Consider the following 15,743-nt stretch of genomic DNA (forward strand, 5'->3'; position numbering starts at 1 on the left):
CGCCCCACCCCTCAAATCATCGCCAGGCCCGACTTCCGCCTCGGCGGTGGGAAGGCGCGGTCAATTTCGGCGAAATCTTCGCTCGTGAGCTCGATCTCCAACGCCGCGACATTCTGCCGGACATGCTCCGGGCGGCTGGCCTTCGGAATGGCGATCACCCCCTCCTGCGCCATCACCCATGCAAGTGCGATCTGCGCCGGCGTCGCACCGTGGCGGGCGGCGATAGCATCTAACCTGGCGTTGCGCGCCAATACCCCCTGATCGACCGGCGAATAGGCCATCAGCGGCATGCCGCGTTGCCGGCTCCACGGGGCGAGGTCGAACTCGACGCCGCGCTGCGACAGATTGTAGAGCACCTGGTTGGTCTGGACGTTGCCGCCGGCCGGCAACCGGACCAGCTCCTCCATCTCGCCGGTATCGAAATTGCTGACGCCCCAATGGCGGATCTTGCCGGCCGCCTTCAACGCTTCGAACGCCTCTACCGTTTCCATCAAAGGCACGCTGCCCGGCCAATGCAAGAGATAGAGATCAATGCGGTCGGTGGCGAGATGCCTCAGGCTGTTCTCGCAGGCCCGTTTCACGCCGGCGCGTGAGGCATTGGACGGCAGCACCTTGGAGACCAGGAAGACCTCGTCGCGGCGCCCGGCGATGGCCTCCGCCACCACCTCCTCGGCACCACCGCTGGCATACATTTCGGCGGTGTCGATCAGCGTCATGCCGAGATCCAGCCCGAGCTTCAGGGCATTGGCCTCGTCGCCACGGCGGCGGCCGTCTTCGCCCATCTTCCAGGTGCCCTGGCCGAGCACCGGCACAGCTTCGCCGCAGGGCAGGGTGGTCGTTCTTATCGTCGATGGCATGGCATGCTCCAGTCCGAGGCCCGGATAGCACCATAGCCGCCAAGGCAAATCCAGGTGAAGCAGAAATCCAGGTGAAGCCTCTCGCCCCGATTCCCCGACAGCGTGACGCCTACTTCACCGGATGGGCGGTGAGCCAGTCCTGCATCTGCTTGATCTCGGCTTGCTGCGCGGCGATCACTGCTTCCGCCAGCTTGCGGATTTCCGGGTCCTTGCCATTGGCGAGCTCGATCTTGGCCATGTCGATGGCCGCCTGGTGATGCGGGATCATGCCGCGGGCGAAATCGACATCGGCATTGCCGGAATATTCGATTGCCATCATGTCGGTATGCATCTTGTCCATCACCGCCTTGTAGCCCTCGGTCGAGGGGCTCTGCGCGCCCATTGCGCCCATGTCGTGCTTCATCTCCTCGGCTTGTGCCGGAACGCTTTCGAGGAAAACAGCAAGCAGCATTCCCGCCGCCATCATCAGCAGCACGATCTTCTTGGCCAACGTCATTCGTCGTCTCCTTTTTTGAACAGGGTCTATCTGGAAGTTTTACTCAGAGTTTCAACGTCCTGAGCCGCAATGCGTTGGCGATCACCGAAACCGAAGACAGGCTCATCGCCGCCGCCGCAATCATCGGCGACAGCAGCGTGCCGGTGAGCGGATAAAGCACGCCGGCAGCAACCGGCACACCAAGCACATTGTAGAGGAAAGCGAAAAACAGGTTCTGGCGGATGTTGCGGATCGTCGCGCGGGCCAGCGTCCTCGCCCTGACGATGCCGTTGAGATCGCCCTTGACCAGCGTAATTCCCGCACTTTCGACCGCAACATCGGCGCCTGTGCCCATGGCGATGCCGACATCGGCGGCGGCCAGCGCTGGCGCATCGTTGACGCCGTCGCCGGCCATGGCGACGCCGGCGCCGTTTGCACGCAATTCCTCGACCAGCGCACCCTTCTGCTCGGGCAAAAGCCCGGCACGCACCTCGTCGATGCCGAGCTTGGCTGCGATGGCCTTGGCGGTGCGCTCATTGTCGCCCGTCGCCATGACGATCTTCAGCCCGCTGTCATGCAGCGCCTTGATCGCCTCGGCGGTGGTCGCCTTGATCGGGTCGGCAACGGCGACGAGACCGGCGAGCTTGCCTGCGACAGCGACGAACATCACGGTCTTGCCATCGGCCTGCAGCGCCTCGGCGCTGGCCAGGACCGAAGCCGTCTCGATGCCGAGATCGACCATCATCGCGGCATTGCCGAGCGCTACCTTCTGCCCCGAGACCGTGCCGGAAACGCCCTTGCCGGTGACGGCCTCGAAACCGCCGGCGTCGGGGACCTTCACGCCGCGTTCGCGGGCGCCTTCGACGATCGCCTCGGCCAGCGGATGCTCCGAGCCTTTTTCGAGACCGGCGGCGAGCGCCAGCAGCTCGTCCTGTGCCATGCCTTCGACCGCGATGACGTCGGTCAGTTTGGGCCGGCCTTCGGTCAGCGTTCCCGTCTTGTCGACGATCAGCGTATCGACCGAGGCAAAGCGCTCGAGCGCCGCCGCTTCCTTGATCAGCACGCCGGCATGCGCGCCGCGCCCGGTGGCGGTCATGATCGACATTGGCGTGGCAAGGCCGAGCGCACAGGGGCAGGCGATGATCAGCACCGAGACCGCCGAGACGATGGCAAACACCAGGCTGGGTTCCGGTCCGACGATCGCCCAGGCGACAAACGCAATGATGGCAATCAGAACGACGGCCGGGACGAAGTAGAACGAGACGCGGTCGGCCAACCCCTGGATCGGCGCGCGTGAACGCTGCGCCTTGGCGACCAGCTCGACGATGCGCGCCAGCGTCGTCTCGGCGCCGATCTTTTCGGCGCGCATGATCAGCGAACCGTTCTTGTTGAGCGTGCCGCCGGTGAGGTTGTCGCCTTCGGTCTTTTCGACCGGCAGCGGCTCGCCTGTGATCATCGATTCGTCGATGGACGAGCGCCCTTCGAGCACAATGCCGTCGACCGGCACGGCGTCACCGGGGCGGATGCGCAGGCGGTCGCCGGCCTTGACGGTTTCGAGCGGCACGTCGTTTTCGGAACCGTCCGCGCCGATCTGCCGCGCCGTCTTCGGCGCCAGGTCGAGCAGCGCGCGGATCGCCGAGCCGGTTTTCTCGCGGGCGCGCAATTCCAGCACCTGGCCAAGGAACACCAGCGCGACGATCACCGCCGCCGCCTCGAAATAGACCGGCACGGTGCCGTCATGGCCGCGGAACTGGTGCGGAAAGAGGCCTGGAAACAGCGTGGCGACGACGCTGTAGAGATAGGCGGCACCGACGCCGAGCGAAATCAGCGTCCACATATTGGGGCTGCGGTTGAGGACCGAGTTCCAGCCGCGATGGAAGAACGGGAATGCCGCCCACAGCACCACCGGGCTGGCCAGCGCCAGCTCCAGCCAGACCTTCGCGCGGTCGTCGATGAAGGCCTGAAACGTCAGGCCGAGCATCGGCGCCATGGCGATGAGCAGCAACGGCACGGACAGCACCGCGCTCACCCAAAAGCGCCTGGTGAAGTCGACCAGTTCGGGGTTAGGTCCCTCGTCGCCGGTCGGCACGCCCATCGGTTCGAGCGCCATGCCGCAGATCGGGCAGGAGCCGGGCTTGTCGCGGATGATTTCCGGATGCATCGGGCAGGTGTATTGCGTGCCCTTGGGCATCGGCTGCGGCGCCGGCCTGTCGCCGAGATATTTTGCCGGCCCGGCTTCGAACTTCGCCTTGCAGCCGGCCGAGCAGAAATAGAAGCCCCGGCCCTCGTGCCGCAAAAAGTGCTTGGCCGTGGCGCGATCGACGCTCATGCCGCAGACGGGATCGGTTGCGGTCAGGTATTTTTCCGGCTCGGCGACGAATTTCGCGCGGCAGCTCTCGCTGCAGAAATGATAGCGATGGCCGTCATGCTCGGCCGTTGGCTTGCCGGCAGCCGGATCGACGGTCATGCCGCAGACCGGATCGCGGACGACGGCGTCCGCAGCAGAGGAGACGCCTTTTGCCGAGCAGCAGCTGCCATGGGCGTGATGATGGTGATCGGAATGCGTCATGCCGAAAGCCCCTGTAGTTCGGTGTTGCGGCGGAGGTAGTGCTTCCAGTAACTGGAAGGTCAAGGGCTGATTTCGATTTTTCGTGGCCAGGCCCAAACTGCACCGGCCGCGGGCATGAGACGATCGTCCCGTTCCACGGCTGCGGAGAACGCGTCCGTCCGCCCCATACCCAGCGCCGCGAAAACGCGCTATAGACGCCGCCGAAACGGCGAGGCCGAACGGCATTTATGGCAAGAATATCCCTGAAGCTCGAGGAACTGATCGACGGCGAAGCCTTGCGCCGCGAGATGACCGAACTGACCGAGGCGACGGCAGGCGACGGCTCCGGCAAGGCCGCGCGCAGCGGCGTTCTCAAGCTTCTCAAAAGCCGGCTCGCCGACGGCCGCACGGTCGCCGAACGCATGCTGATGGACGATGGCAGCGGTACCGCCTGCGCCGCCCGGCTGTCGCATCTGATGGATGAGATCATCCGCGCGCTCTACGACTTCGCCGCCACCCATGTCTATCGCGTCAAAAACCCGTCATCGGCCGAGCGCATGGCGGTCGTGGCCGTCGGCGGCTATGGCCGTGGCACGCTGGCGCCCGGGTCTGACATCGACCTGCTGTTCCTGCTGCCCTACAAGCAGACGCCATGGGGCGAGCAGATCGTCGAATACATGCTCTACATGCTGTGGGACCTGGGGCTGAAGGTCGGCCACGCCACCCGCAACATCGACGAGTGCCTCAGGCTGTCGCGCACCGACATCACCATCCGCACCTCGATCCTGGAGGCGCGCTTCCTGTGGGGCGAGCAAAAACTCTACGACGAGCTTTTGCAGCGCTTCGACCACGAGGTGGTGCGCACCACCGGCCCCGAATATGTCCAGGCCAAGCTCGCCGAACGCGACGAGCGCCACGCCAAGGCCGGCGAGAGCCGTTACCTGGTCGAACCCAACGTCAAGGACGGCAAGGGCGGCCTGCGCGACCTGCAGACGCTGTTCTGGATCGCCAAATATTTCTACCGCGTGCGCACCGGCGAGGAACTGGTCGACAAGGGCGTCTTCACCGACGCCGAATACAGGGAATTCCAGAAGGCCGAGGATTTCCTATGGGCGGTGCGCTGCCACATGCATTTCCTCACCGGCAAGGCCGAGGAGCGGCTGCATTTCGACATCCAGCGCGACATTGCCGAGCGGCTGGGCTACACCACCCATCCCGGCCTGTCGGCGGTCGAACGCTTCATGAAGCACTACTTCCTCGTCGCCAAGGATGTCGGCGACCTAACCCGCATTTTCTGCGCCGCGCTCGAGGAGGAGCAAGCCAAGCATGTGCCGGGCTTCAACCGCATCTTCCTCACCTTCTCGCGGCGCAAGCGCAAGCTCGCCGGCACGGCCGATTTCATCGTCGACAACCACCGCATCAACATTGCCGACGACGAGGTGTTCGAGCGCGATCCGGTTAACCTGCTCAGGCTGTTCTGGTTTGCCGACAAGCATGGCCTGGAATTCCACCCCGATGCGCTGAAGCTTTTGACCCGTTCGCTCGGCCTCGTCGGCAAGGCGCTCAGGCGCGACGAGGAGGCCAACCGGCTGTTCCTCGATATCTTGACCTCGGACCGCAATGCCGAGCTCAATCTGCGGCGCATGAACGAGGCCGGACTGCTGGCAAAGCTGATCCCGGATTTCGGCAAGATCGTCGCCATGATGCAGTTCTCGATGTACCACCACTACACGGTGGACGAGCACCTCATCCGCTGCATCGGGGTGCTGGCCGAGATCGAGCGCGGCGACGGGGAAAAGATCCATCCACTCGCCCACTCGCTGATGCCGGGGCTGAAGAAGAGCCGCGAGGCGCTCTATGTCGCCGTGCTGCTGCACGACATCGCCAAGGGCAGGCCGGAGGACCATTCGCAAGCCGGCGCCAGGATCGCCCGGCGCATCTGCCCGCATATGGGGCTCTCGCCGGCCGACACCGAAACGGTCGCCTGGCTGGTCGAGAACCACCTCGTCATGTCGATGACGGCGCAGACCCGCGATCTCAACGACCGCAAGACGATCGAGGATTTTGCCGCCATCGTGCAGTCGGTCGAACGGCTGAAGATGCTGCTTGTGCTTACCGTCTGCGATATCCGCGGCGTCGGGCCTGGGGTCTGGAACGGCTGGAAGGGCCAGCTGCTGCGTACGCTCTATTACGAGACCGAGCTTTTGTTGACCGGCGGGTTTTCGGAGGTGTCGCGCGCCAAACGGACGGCGGCGGCGCGCGAACAACTGGCCGAGGCGCTTGCCGACTGGCCGGAAAAGGCCCGCAAGCGTTATGTCGGCCAGCACTACGAGAACTATCTGCTGGCGGTCGATCTTCCCGACCAGCTCCGCCATGCCGAATTCATCCGCGAGGCCGATCACGCCGGCAAGAAGCTCGCCACCATGGTGAAAACCCACCAGTTCGAGGCGGTGACCGAGATCACGGTGCTGGCGCAGGACCATCCGCGCCTGCTCTCGGTGATTGCCGGCGCCTGTGCCGCGGCCGGCGGCAACATCGTAGACGCGCAGATCTTCACCACCTCGGATGGTCGGGCGCTCGACACCATCCTGATCTCGAGGGAGTTCGACCTCGACGAGGACGAGCGCCGCCGTGCCGAGCGCGTCGGCCGGCTGATCGAGGACGTGCTGTCGGGCAAGAGCTGGCTGCCCGAAATGATCGAGAAGCGGACCAAGCCGCGGCGCGGCGCCAAGGTTTTCCGTATTCCGCCACGCGCCGAGATCCGCAACACGCTGTCGAACCGTTTCTCGGTGATCGAGGTCGAGGGGCTGGACAGGCCGGGCCTTCTGTCGGAGATCACCGGCATGTTGTCGGACCTGTCGCTCGACATCGCCTCGGCCCACATCACCACCTTCGGCGAAAAAGTCATCGACACGTTCTACGTCACCGATCTCACCGGCCAGAAGATCGACAGCCCGTCGCGTACGGCGACCATCCGCAACAGGCTGATCGCGGTGCTCGAGGGCACGGCGTCCGAGCGCGGCAAGACCAAAACGGCCGCCGAGTGACTGTTACCTTCCATTTGCCCCAATCGCACAGGCAGTCTTCAAGCGCATGAGCCTTGTCAAGAAATTCGCCACGGTCGCTTCCGGCACGCTGATGAGCCGCGCCCTCGGTTTCGGCCGCGAGATGCTGATGGCTGCCGCACTCGGCACCGGGCCGATCGCCGACGCCTTCAACGCCGCCTTCCAGTTTCCCAACACCTTTCGCCGGCTGTTCGCCGAAGGCGCCTTCAATGCCGCCTTCGTGCCGCTGTTCGCCAAGGAGATCGAGACACACGGCACCGACGGCGCCAAGCGCTTTTCCGAAGAGGTGTTCGGCGTCTTGTTCACGGCGCTTCTGGCGCTGACCATCGCCATGGAACTGGCGATGCCGCTGATCGTGCGCTACCTGGTGGCGCCGGGCTTTGCCGACACGCCGGGAAAATTCGAGACGACGGTGGCGCTGGCGACCGTCATGTTTCCCTACCTGATCTGCATGTCGCTCGGCGCCATGATGGCCGGCATGCTGAATTCGCTGCGCCGCTATTTCGCCGCCGCGGTGGCGCCGGTGTTCCTCAACGTCATCCTTATCGCCGTGCTTGCCTATGCCTGGTACAAGGGTTCGGACGCCCGCACCGTTGGTTTCGGCTTGGCCTGGGGCGTGCTGGCGGCCGGCCTGGTGCAGCTGGCGATCGTCTGGGCGGCGGTGCGCCATGCCGGCATTTCGATCGGCTTCCGGCGGCCGAAGATGACGCCGAACGTCAAGCGGCTGCTGATCCTGGCGCTGCCGGCGGCGATCACCGGCGGCATCACCCAGATCAACCAGCTGATCGGCACGGCGATCGCGTCGGCGCAGGACAGCGCGGTGTCGTCGCTGGCCTATGCCGACCGCGTCTACCAGCTGCCGCTGGGCGTCGTCGGCGTCGCCGTCGCCATCGTGCTTTTGCCGGAACTGTCGCGGGCGCTGAAATCAGGCAATCTGGTCGAGGCCGCCAATCTGCAGAACCGCTCGGTCGAGTTTACCCTTTTCATGACCTTGCCGGCGGCGGCCGCGCTGCTGGTCATGTCCGAGCCGATCGTGCGGCTGGTCTATGAGCGCGGCGCCTTTGCCGCCAACAATTCGACGCCGACGGTCGCGGCAATCCTGGCGATCTTCGGCCTCGGCCTGCCGGCCTTCGTGCTGATCAAGGCGTTCACCCCAGGCTATTTCGCCCGCGAGGACACGCGCACGCCAATGATTTTTGCCGCCATCTCGGTGGCGGTTAACATTACGACGGCGCTGACGCTGTTTCCGACCATGGGCGCGCCCGGCATTGCGGTTGCCTCGGCCGTCGCCGGCTGGGTCAATGCGGCGATGCTGCTCGCCGTGCTGATCCGGCGCGGCCATTGGGGCCGCGACGTGCCGCTCATGAAACGCATCCCGCGGCTGGTGCTGTCGGCGGCGGCGATGGCCGCGGCGCTCTATTTTGCCGAGCACTGGTTCGCCGCACGGCTCGCCTCCGGCTCGCCGCTGGTGATCAAGGCGGTGACGCTGCTTGCGCTGGTCGCCGGCGGGGCGCTGCTTTACTTCGTCACCGCCTTCGCCACCGGCGGCGCCGATTTCGGCATGATCCGCCGCAATATCGGGCGCAAGGGATCCCAGCCGGTCAAGCAACAGTCTCCAGATCCCTGAAGCGGAATTCGTCCGCCGTCGAAAGCATCGGAACGGCGTAGTAGCGCGCACAGGCGTAGTGGAAACAGTCGGCCATGTTGAGGCGGCCAGTGTTGTTGCGAAACCGCGACGCAGCCTCGACTGACAGAGATGCTGCGTCAGAGGGAGGCGGAAGCTCCCGCAAGGTGATTCCACGCTCTTCGAGAAAACGGCTGACTATCTTGAAGCTTGTGGCGACCGGTACGGCCAGCTTTTCCGATCGCGAAAGCGCCATCGCGGCTTCCCAAACCGCGATCGCCGACGTGAACGGAGCCGACGCCTTCATGACCGCCTGCGCGCAGCGCTGGGCTTCGGCCTCGTTGCTCAGTATTGCAACGATAGCCGCTGCATCGATGAACATCAGTCTTCGCCGGACAATTCGTCGTAGACCGAGCGCGGCAGCGGCTTGCGCGCCTGCTCGCTCAGCTCAATCCCGAACTCGGCCCGGAGCCGTGCCGCCGTCTCCAGCGGCGTCTCGCGATTGCGTCGGCGCTCCAGAGCTTCGCGCATGGCGATCACGATTGCCTCGGTGATCCCGACACCCTCAAGCCTGGCAAAAGCCCGCGTCAGGCTGTCCGCTTCCTTGTTGTTGATGTTGATCGTCATTGTTTTGCTTCCGCTGTGTAGCAAATACTATGTAGCTATCTACATCAGTCCGTCAATGTGGCCCTAAGCCAAATCGAAGCGATTGCCGAGGCGAGCTATTTTGTTCTTGCTTTGTGCCGGCAGCTATGCTACTGATTTCCGTATGGTGCTGATTGGCGCCGAGGAACCCGCCGCAAGGCGGGTTTTTGTTTCTGGTCGGCGTCATCCCCTTCAAACAGCCTCCTGCGGCGTCTTGCTCGGCCGACGCCAAAGCCTGCGCGCCCAGTCAATACCCCTCTTGATCGCCTCCTCGCTCTCGTCCATAAGCGCGCCGTCGCAAGACTTTCGCCGCGCGCGAAACGGCCCTCCACAAGCCAGGGAAACACTATGACCGACCTCAACCAGCCCGCCCCCAAGCCGCTCGTCTTTTCCGGCGTCCAGCCGACCGGCAATCTGCATCTCGGCAATTATCTCGGCGCCATCAAGAAATTTGTCGCCCTGCAGGACACCTCCGACTGCATCTATTGCGTCGTCGACCTGCATTCGCTGACCGCGCAGCTCGTCTATGAGGATCTTCAGGACCAGACGCGTTCGATCACCGCGGCGTTTCTCGCCTCCGGCATCGACCCGACCAAGCACATCGTCTTCAACCAGTCGCGGGTGATGCAGCACGCCGAGCTTGCCTGGATCTTCAACTGCGTGGCGCGCATCGGTTGGATGAACCGCATGACGCAGTTCAAGGACAAGGCCGGCAAGGACCGCGAGAACGCCTCGCTCGGCCTGCTTGCCTATCCCTCCCTGATGGCCGCCGACATCCTTGTCTACCGCGCCACCCACGTGCCGGTCGGCGACGACCAGAAGCAGCATCTGGAACTGACCCGCGACATCGCGCAGAAATTCAACAACGACTTTTCGGACCGCATCGCGGCGCTTGGCGTCGGCGTCGAGATGCAGGTCGGCGAGGAGACGGTGAACGGCTATTTCCCGCTGACCGAGCCGGTCATTGGCGGCCCAGCGGCGCGCATCATGTCGCTGCGCGACGGTTCGAAAAAGATGTCGAAGTCGGACCCGTCGGACCTGTCGCGCATCAACCTGACCGACGACGCCGATGCCATCTCGAAGAAGATCCGTAAGGCCAAGACCGACCCGGAGGCTTTGCCCGGCGAACTGGACGGCCTTGCCGGCCGGCCGGAAGCGGAAAACCTCGTCGGCATCTATGCCGGCCTCGCCGAAATCTCGAAAGAGGCCGTGCTGAAGGAATTCGGCGGCCAGCAGTTTTCGGTGTTCAAGCCGGCGCTGGCCGATCTTGCCGTGGAAAAGCTGGCGCCGATCGCCGGCGAGATGCGCCGCATCTCCGGCGACCGCGCCTATGTCGACGCGGTGCTGCGGGATGGCGGCGAGCGCGCCGGCACATTGGCCGAAGCGACCATGAAGACCGTGCGCGACATTATCGGCCTGCTGCAAGGCTGACCTTAGAGCGGCGCCTATCGCCACAGCCGCCGGTCGCTTGCGGGCGGGCTGTGGCGGTGGCAGATTGCGACCGAAACCATCGAACAGGGTGAATATGGTCTCCAAACGCCTCAGCCGCGAAGCCGGTCATCGTCGCAAGTTCCTGGCGATCATCGACGATACGCCCGAATGCGAGCGCGCCGTCGCCTACGCCTCGAAGCGGGCGCAAAGCACGGGCGGCGTACTGGTGCTGCTCTATGTCATCGAGCCGGATGATTTTCAGCACTGGCTGGGCGTCGAGAAGATCATGCGCGAGGAGGCGACCGCCACGGCGCGTGCCGCACTCGACAGCTACGCCAACAAGGTGCGCCAGAAGCTCGGCATCGAGCCGGAACTGGTGGTGCGCGAAGGCAAGCCGACCGAAGAGATCCACAAGCTGATCGAGGAAGACCAGGACATCGCCATCCTGGTGCTGGCGGCAGGCGCCGGCAAGGAAGGCCCAGGGCCGCTGGTCGGCGCGGTCGCCGGCAAGGGCGCCGCCTTTCCCATCCCGGTCACGGTGGTGCCGCAGAACCTGTCCGACGAGGAGATCGACAGCCTCGCCTGAGCGCGCCTCGCTCAAGGCAGGGGTAAAACATTCCGCCTGCCGCTACCGCCGGCGATGCCTTTCGCTTGAATGTCGGGCGGATAAAGCCTAATTAGAATTATTCCAAACTAGCTGCCCCAACGGGCACGGAGACGGCCATGTTCATCCAGACCGAGTCGACGCCAAACCCGGCGACGCTGAAATTTCTGCCCGGCAAGGAAGTGCTGCAAGAAGGCACCGCCGATTTCCGCGATGCCGATAGCGCCGCGACGGCTTCGCCGCTCGCCGGCCGGCTGTTCGAAATCCCCGGCGTCACCGGCGTCTTCTTCGGCTATGATTTCATCACCGTGACCAAGGACGGCCCCGACTGGCAGCATCTGAAGCCGGCTATCCTCGGCGCCATCATGGAGCATTTCATGTCCGGCGCCCCGGTGATGGCCAAGGCCGGCCCCGCCGCCGAGACCAGCCAGACCGGCGAATTCTACGACAAGGCCGACGAGGAGTTGGTCGTCACCATCAAGGAGCTGCTCGACACGCGGGTGCGCCCGGCGGTGGCCCAGGACGGCGGCGACATCACCTTCCGCGGCTTCGAGAACGGCACCGTGTTCCTGCACATGAAGGGCGCCTGCGCCGGCTGCCCGTCGTCGACCGCGACGCTGAAGCACGGCATCCAGAACCTGCTCCGGCACTTTGTGCCGGAAGTGCAGCACGTCGAACAGGTCTCCTGACGCACCGTTCCATCGTCAACGTCGATAGACAACAAAAAACCGGGCCAAAGTGCCCGGTTTTCTGTTTGCGACGTCTGTGTTGTTGCCTAGACGGTCCGCGTATAAGGGTTTTATATCACAATGACCTTGGCGCCGACCGAGGTGCGGTCGTAGAGGTCGATAATGTCCTGGTTCATCAGCCGGATGCAGCCCGACGACATCGCCTTGCCGATCGAATTCCACTCCGGGCTGCCATGCAGGCGATAACCCATGTCGCCGCCCTTGTTGAACAGGTACATGGCGCGCGCGCCGAGCGGGTTCTTCAACCCCGGGTCCATGCCACCGGCAAACTTGGCCAACTCCGGCTGGCGCTTGATCATCTGCGAAGGCGGTGTCCAGGTCGGCCATTCGCGCTTCAGCGCGATATGGGCGGTGCCGTGCCATTCGAAACCCTCACGGCCGACGCCGATGCCGTAGCGCATCGCTTCGCCGTCGCCCATGACGAAATAGAGGAACTTGTTCTGCGTATCGACGATGATGGTGCCCGGCTTTTCCTTGGTGTCGTAGTCGACGATCTGCCGGCGGTATTTGAACGGCACCTTTTCGATCGGAACGCGCGGCAAATGATAGCCGGCGTCGGTTACCGCGCCGTAGTTGTTGGTGAAGATCTGCGAGCCGATGGTGCTGCAACCGGCGACAGCCGTCGACAGCGCCAGGGCCGCGACGATTGCAAGTGACTTCATGCGCATGAAAAGGTCCGATGCCTGCCCAAACAACAGCGGCTCGAGTCGGCCGCTTTTTTCATCTTCATTCATGCTGGCATTTGCTTTGCTTGCCAAGCGGGCGATGCCTATATCCTTGGGCTTGCGTGCCGGTAAACCAGCGACTATGGCATTTCGGCAACAGCCCCCGCAGGATTATGTTGCAAAATCAATGGGCCAAGAACAAGAACCAGGAGACGAGGACATCACCGTGAATGTCGGTGCCGCTGCCCGGCGCTCTGGCCTGCGGCCAAGACCATCCGTTGCTGCGAGGAGATCGGCCTGAGACGCGGCCGCCGCAGGGGAAAGTCCAGACGGGCCGGGTTTAATAAAGGACGCCGCGAAGCACGGTCCAAGCCAGAAGCCCGAACGTGCCGATCACCACCAATGCACCCAGGACCGTGCCGATCGTTTCAGGCAGTCCATCGGGGCGACCAGGACCGTCGGCCATTCAACTATCGATCATGACGTAGGCCGCACCAAACACGGCAACGATAATTGCCCCAAGCACCGCCCATCCTCTGATGGCCGGGCGGATTTCCTCCGGCGTCGCTGATTTCCGGTCGTCATCTTCCGTCATCTAATGCTCCTCGTAAAACACCGTAGCCGACATTGAAAGCGCAAGCTGCCGGCGCTGCCAAGAGCCGCAGTGGACTCTTTTGCGCAAAAGTTTAGGAACGTGCGCAGTTCGCGAGCAAGCGTTACCAGCCTTCGACACTCCGCAAAGCGCGGGCGGCGGTCACGATCCCGGTGGGCGATACCGGATCGACTTGGCTTTCCCAAGGGCTTCCATCGTCTCTTCGACACTTAGCAGCACGGTGGTCTCGTAAGAGCTGAGCGCGCCTCCCGCACCGATGGCGAGCATGACGGATGCCATCGACACGTTGTCCGGCGCCTCCCATAGGTTCCAGCCATCGTACTCTCCGAAGGCATACCAGAACCCGTGCAGCTTTCCGCCGACCGACTCGATGTAGGAACGGGCAGCCTCGCGTCTATCCTCGGGATTATCCATCAAGCGCGCCCAGGTTTCGGGCCTGTAGCTGAATCGCGTGAGATACATCGGCATGGTTCGTCTCTCCCAGAGCTGCCCCCACCAAGACAGTTAAGCGCCCCAATCCGGGAGAACGCGAGTCGTTTCCGAGGCGTAGTACCGCTGGCTTAGTTGCGGGGCCGCTAATAGACCTGTTTCAATGTTTTTTTCAGGGAGTAAGGTCAATGGCCGCATATCTCATTGCTGATGTAGACATAACCGACGCCGCCGTTTTCGAGGAATACCGCCGGGATGTGCCGGCAACCGAAGCCCGCTATGGGGGGAGGTACATCGCTCGCGGCGGAGCCACCAAAGTTCTGGAGGGCGATTGGGAACCTCATCGCCTCGTCATTGTCGAATTCCCGGACATGGCGTCCCTCCTGGCATGGTACGACTCTCCAGAATACAGCCGCCTCAAAGCCATCCGCGAACGCTGCGCAAAGACGAGAATTATTGCCCTGGAAGGGATGATGCCGATTAGCTGAGGGCCGGGTCGATGACAATGGCAAATCTGAGTTGCCATATCTGGTGCGGCCCGGCGACGGGACAGGAGCATTCTGATATGAATCAGCAAGCTTTAAACTTGCGGGCGGGAAATGACGGCCAATGATGGGAGGATGACGCCGGAAGCACTCATTGACGGGACCTACAAATCAATATGACCCAACACCAGATCGGCAGGCGGTGTTGCAGCGTGACCTAGGGTTGTGTCATGGCATTGAAAATGCCGGCGCCAACTATCGCACATAAGGCTGCGGCCCCAAGCCCTCCCACAATGATGCACCACCAGGCGCGGCCATTTCCCCGAAGCACGGGATTCATTTTTATCATCCGTCGCGCCAGAAGCCCCTGGTAGAGTGCATAAGAAGACCCGAAACCGGCGAGCCAAATGACGGAAAATACGACGCCCCGCGTGAGCATCCTATTGAGCCTAGTCTGCTCGACCGTCAAACTTGCATTCTCAGTAACCATGCTTCGCCACCTTTTTGATTATGCTGCGACCACTATCGGGCCTGCAGCGGTGAATATTAGATCAACCGCGACGCCTCGCGAAAACATAGCTCCCCTCACCAGTAGGAAACGCATTCATAACGCGAGCGGCCCGCCTTGTGGAAGGGCGGGCCTTGTAGCGCCCGCTCCACAGTATTTTGCAGATTAGGTTTGTCAGCCAGATAATCGCCGCGACCGGGTTCAAACCGTGAACAAAATCTGGCATGGTGCGGTAATGCCGATCATCTCACCTCTACCCCTCAATCCGCTCATCGACGGCCGCCAGTCGGAGCGCGCCATGCTGGTCAGGCGCGGCGTGCAGCGGCTGCTCAGGCAGATGGGCGCGCATGTCTTGCCCGAACTGTCGCTGGCCACCGGCCGGCGGGCCGACCTGGTTGCGCTGACCCGCCAGGGCGACATCTGGATCATCGAGATCAAATCCTCGATCGAGGATTTCAGGGTCGACCGCAAATGGCCGGACTACCGGCTGCATTCCGACCGGTTCTTCTTCGCCACCCATCCCGGCGTACCCCAGGAAATTTTTCCGCAGGAGTGCGGCTTCATTCTCTCCGACGGTTACGGCGCCGAGATTTTGCGCGATGCGCCCGAGCACCGCATGGCGGCGGCAACGCGCAAGGCGCTGATGCTGAGGATCGCACGCGCCGGTGCGTCGCGGCTGCTGGCGGCGGAGCTTGCCGGCGTGTCGGTGCCCGCGCTGGACGGCGAGAGCGAATAGAGGTTTGCGCTCTCCGTAATTATAGACGTCGCGCTGCCCCTCATCCGGCTGCCGCCACCTTCTCCCCGTAAGTGACGGGGAGAAGGGAGTAAGCCGGACTGCTATTCCACGATGCGGTAGATGTTCCACAGGCTGGTGCCCGACACGACATAGGGCTCCATCTCCTTGCCCCATTTGGCGTGCGCGTCGATCTTGGCGATCCTGGCGAAGAACGCCTCCAATTGGGCGAGGCTTTCGACCTGGTGATGTGACCCGACCGTCGCTTCCCGCGCGCCGTTCGATTCGGTCATGATCTGGAACTTGAGGTCG

Annotated in this window: 17 protein-coding genes; 7 read left to right on the forward strand and 10 right to left on the reverse strand. The window is 63.3% G+C overall.

Annotated elements, in window-relative coordinates; genetic code table 11:
• Window positions 1-11 precede the first annotated feature (11 nt).
• The 3 genes from NKI47_RS15345 to NKI47_RS15355 all read right to left on the reverse strand — a co-directional run bounded on the left by NKI47_RS15345 (window position 12) and on the right by NKI47_RS15355 (window position 3,901).
• Window positions 12-857: an aldo/keto reductase gene (locus NKI47_RS15345; protein WP_352591200.1), complete on the reverse strand. Its 846-nt coding sequence runs from the start codon at window positions 855-857 to the stop codon at window positions 12-14.
• A 109-nt stretch (window positions 858-966) separates the two neighbouring features.
• Window positions 967-1,353, reverse strand: coding sequence for a CopM family metallochaperone (gene copM / locus NKI47_RS15350; RefSeq protein ID WP_352591202.1), 387 nt, complete (start codon window positions 1,351-1,353; stop codon window positions 967-969).
• 43 nt (window positions 1,354-1,396) lie between these two features.
• A complete protein-coding gene (locus NKI47_RS15355) occupies window positions 1,397-3,901 on the reverse strand; it encodes a heavy metal translocating P-type ATPase (protein WP_352591205.1) in 2,505 nt (834 codons plus the stop codon).
• Window positions 3,902-4,128: 227 nt separating this feature from the next.
• Between NKI47_RS15355 and NKI47_RS15360 the strand changes: the two genes are divergently transcribed.
• Window positions 4,129-6,927 (forward strand): [protein-PII] uridylyltransferase, encoded by a 2,799-nt coding sequence (locus NKI47_RS15360; protein ID WP_352591208.1) that lies wholly within the window; start codon window positions 4,129-4,131, stop codon window positions 6,925-6,927.
• A gap of 46 nt (window positions 6,928-6,973) precedes the next feature.
• Window positions 6,974-8,572, forward strand: coding sequence for a murein biosynthesis integral membrane protein MurJ (gene murJ / locus NKI47_RS15365; RefSeq protein ID WP_352591211.1), 1,599 nt, complete (start codon window positions 6,974-6,976; stop codon window positions 8,570-8,572).
• Here murJ and NKI47_RS15370 read toward each other — a convergent pair.
• Window positions 8,547-8,951: a type II toxin-antitoxin system VapC family toxin gene (locus NKI47_RS15370; protein ID WP_352591214.1), complete on the reverse strand. Its 405-nt coding sequence runs from the start codon at window positions 8,949-8,951 to the stop codon at window positions 8,547-8,549. The genes murJ and NKI47_RS15370 overlap by 26 nt on opposite strands.
• Complete coding sequence (locus tag NKI47_RS15375; protein ID WP_023676383.1) at window positions 8,951-9,196, reverse strand: type II toxin-antitoxin system VapB family antitoxin; 246 nt, start codon at window positions 9,194-9,196, stop codon at window positions 8,951-8,953. Before NKI47_RS15375 ends, NKI47_RS15370 begins: the two co-directional genes overlap by 1 nt.
• A gap of 366 nt (window positions 9,197-9,562) precedes the next feature.
• Here NKI47_RS15375 and trpS point away from each other — a divergent pair, with 366 nt between their 5' ends.
• The 3 genes from trpS (at window position 9,563) to NKI47_RS15390 (ending at window position 11,938) form a co-directional block, all read left to right on the forward strand.
• On the forward strand, window positions 9,563-10,645 hold the full coding sequence (gene trpS / locus NKI47_RS15380) for a tryptophan--tRNA ligase (RefSeq protein ID WP_352591217.1): 1,083 nt from the start codon (window positions 9,563-9,565) through the stop codon (window positions 10,643-10,645).
• Window positions 10,646-10,739: 94 nt separating this feature from the next.
• The gene (locus NKI47_RS15385) at window positions 10,740-11,231 is read left to right on the forward strand and encodes a universal stress protein (protein WP_023717912.1); all 492 of its coding nucleotides are present in this window, start codon (window positions 10,740-10,742) and stop codon (window positions 11,229-11,231) included.
• Window positions 11,232-11,368: 137 nt separating this feature from the next.
• Entirely contained in the window at window positions 11,369-11,938 is a 570-nt protein-coding gene (locus NKI47_RS15390; RefSeq protein WP_023676386.1) for a NifU family protein, read from the forward strand.
• A gap of 110 nt (window positions 11,939-12,048) precedes the next feature.
• Here NKI47_RS15390 and NKI47_RS15395 read toward each other — a convergent pair whose 3' ends face one another.
• From NKI47_RS15395 to NKI47_RS15410, 4 genes are all read right to left on the reverse strand, one after another.
• Window positions 12,049-12,666: a L,D-transpeptidase gene (locus NKI47_RS15395; RefSeq protein ID WP_352591300.1), complete on the reverse strand. Its 618-nt coding sequence runs from the start codon at window positions 12,664-12,666 to the stop codon at window positions 12,049-12,051.
• A 337-nt stretch (window positions 12,667-13,003) separates the two neighbouring features.
• Window positions 13,004-13,129: a hypothetical protein gene (locus NKI47_RS15400; RefSeq protein WP_023676388.1), complete on the reverse strand. Its 126-nt coding sequence runs from the start codon at window positions 13,127-13,129 to the stop codon at window positions 13,004-13,006.
• Window positions 13,130-13,258 (reverse strand): hypothetical protein, encoded by a 129-nt coding sequence (locus NKI47_RS15405; RefSeq protein ID WP_023676389.1) that lies wholly within the window; start codon window positions 13,256-13,258, stop codon window positions 13,130-13,132. It abuts the gene before it with no gap.
• 159 nt (window positions 13,259-13,417) lie between these two features.
• Window positions 13,418-13,744 carry a GYD domain-containing protein gene (locus NKI47_RS15410; RefSeq protein WP_352476054.1) on the reverse strand — a complete coding sequence of 109 codons (327 nt, stop codon included), beginning with the start codon at window positions 13,742-13,744 and terminating at the stop codon, window positions 13,418-13,420.
• Window positions 13,745-13,893: 149 nt separating this feature from the next.
• Between NKI47_RS15410 and NKI47_RS15415 the strand changes: the two genes are divergently transcribed.
• Window positions 13,894-14,193 carry a DUF1330 domain-containing protein gene (locus NKI47_RS15415; protein ID WP_352570234.1) on the forward strand — a complete coding sequence of 100 codons (300 nt, stop codon included), beginning with the start codon at window positions 13,894-13,896 and terminating at the stop codon, window positions 14,191-14,193.
• 740 nt (window positions 14,194-14,933) lie between these two features.
• Complete coding sequence (locus NKI47_RS15420) at window positions 14,934-15,434, forward strand: MmcB family DNA repair protein (protein ID WP_023676393.1); 501 nt, start codon at window positions 14,934-14,936, stop codon at window positions 15,432-15,434.
• Between the two features lie 101 nt (window positions 15,435-15,535).
• On the opposite strand, the gene NKI47_RS15425 is transcribed toward NKI47_RS15420, so the two are convergent.
• Window positions 15,536-15,724 (reverse strand): hypothetical protein, encoded by a 189-nt coding sequence (locus NKI47_RS15425; RefSeq protein WP_352570235.1) that lies wholly within the window; start codon window positions 15,722-15,724, stop codon window positions 15,536-15,538.
• Window positions 15,725-15,743 lie beyond the last annotated feature (19 nt).

This window comes from Mesorhizobium sp. M0633 (assembly GCF_040320645.1).
In the GTDB taxonomy this organism is placed as follows: Bacteria; Pseudomonadota; Alphaproteobacteria; order Rhizobiales; family Rhizobiaceae; genus Mesorhizobium.

Excerpts from the sequence above, each read along its gene's own strand:
- NKI47_RS15345 (WP_352591200.1), bottom strand. The coding sequence starts at position 857 with ATGCCATCGACGATAAGAACGACCACCCTGCCCTGCGGCGAAGCTGTG.
- copM (WP_352591202.1), bottom strand. The coding sequence starts at position 1,353 with ATGACGTTGGCCAAGAAGATCGTGCTGCTGATGATGGCGGCGGGAATG.
- NKI47_RS15355 (WP_352591205.1), bottom strand. The coding sequence starts at position 3,901 with ATGACGCATTCCGATCACCATCATCACGCCCATGGCAGCTGCTGCTCG.
- NKI47_RS15360 (WP_352591208.1), top strand. The coding sequence starts at position 4,129 with ATGGCAAGAATATCCCTGAAGCTCGAGGAACTGATCGACGGCGAAGCC.
- murJ (WP_352591211.1), top strand. The coding sequence starts at position 6,974 with ATGAGCCTTGTCAAGAAATTCGCCACGGTCGCTTCCGGCACGCTGATG.
- NKI47_RS15370 (WP_352591214.1), bottom strand. The coding sequence starts at position 8,951 with ATGTTCATCGATGCAGCGGCTATCGTTGCAATACTGAGCAACGAGGCC.
- NKI47_RS15375 (WP_023676383.1), bottom strand. The coding sequence starts at position 9,196 with ATGACGATCAACATCAACAACAAGGAAGCGGACAGCCTGACGCGGGCT.
- trpS (WP_352591217.1), top strand. The coding sequence starts at position 9,563 with ATGACCGACCTCAACCAGCCCGCCCCCAAGCCGCTCGTCTTTTCCGGC.
- NKI47_RS15385 (WP_023717912.1), top strand. The coding sequence starts at position 10,740 with ATGGTCTCCAAACGCCTCAGCCGCGAAGCCGGTCATCGTCGCAAGTTC.
- NKI47_RS15390 (WP_023676386.1), top strand. The coding sequence starts at position 11,369 with ATGTTCATCCAGACCGAGTCGACGCCAAACCCGGCGACGCTGAAATTT.
- NKI47_RS15395 (WP_352591300.1), bottom strand. The coding sequence starts at position 12,666 with ATGCGCATGAAGTCACTTGCAATCGTCGCGGCCCTGGCGCTGTCGACG.
- NKI47_RS15400 (WP_023676388.1), bottom strand. The coding sequence starts at position 13,129 with ATGGCCGACGGTCCTGGTCGCCCCGATGGACTGCCTGAAACGATCGGC.
- NKI47_RS15405 (WP_023676389.1), bottom strand. The coding sequence starts at position 13,258 with ATGACGGAAGATGACGACCGGAAATCAGCGACGCCGGAGGAAATCCGC.
- NKI47_RS15410 (WP_352476054.1), bottom strand. The coding sequence starts at position 13,744 with ATGCCGATGTATCTCACGCGATTCAGCTACAGGCCCGAAACCTGGGCG.
- NKI47_RS15415 (WP_352570234.1), top strand. The coding sequence starts at position 13,894 with ATGGCCGCATATCTCATTGCTGATGTAGACATAACCGACGCCGCCGTT.
- NKI47_RS15420 (WP_023676393.1), top strand. The coding sequence starts at position 14,934 with ATGCCGATCATCTCACCTCTACCCCTCAATCCGCTCATCGACGGCCGC.
- NKI47_RS15425 (WP_352570235.1), bottom strand. The coding sequence starts at position 15,724 with ATGACCGAATCGAACGGCGCGCGGGAAGCGACGGTCGGGTCACATCAC.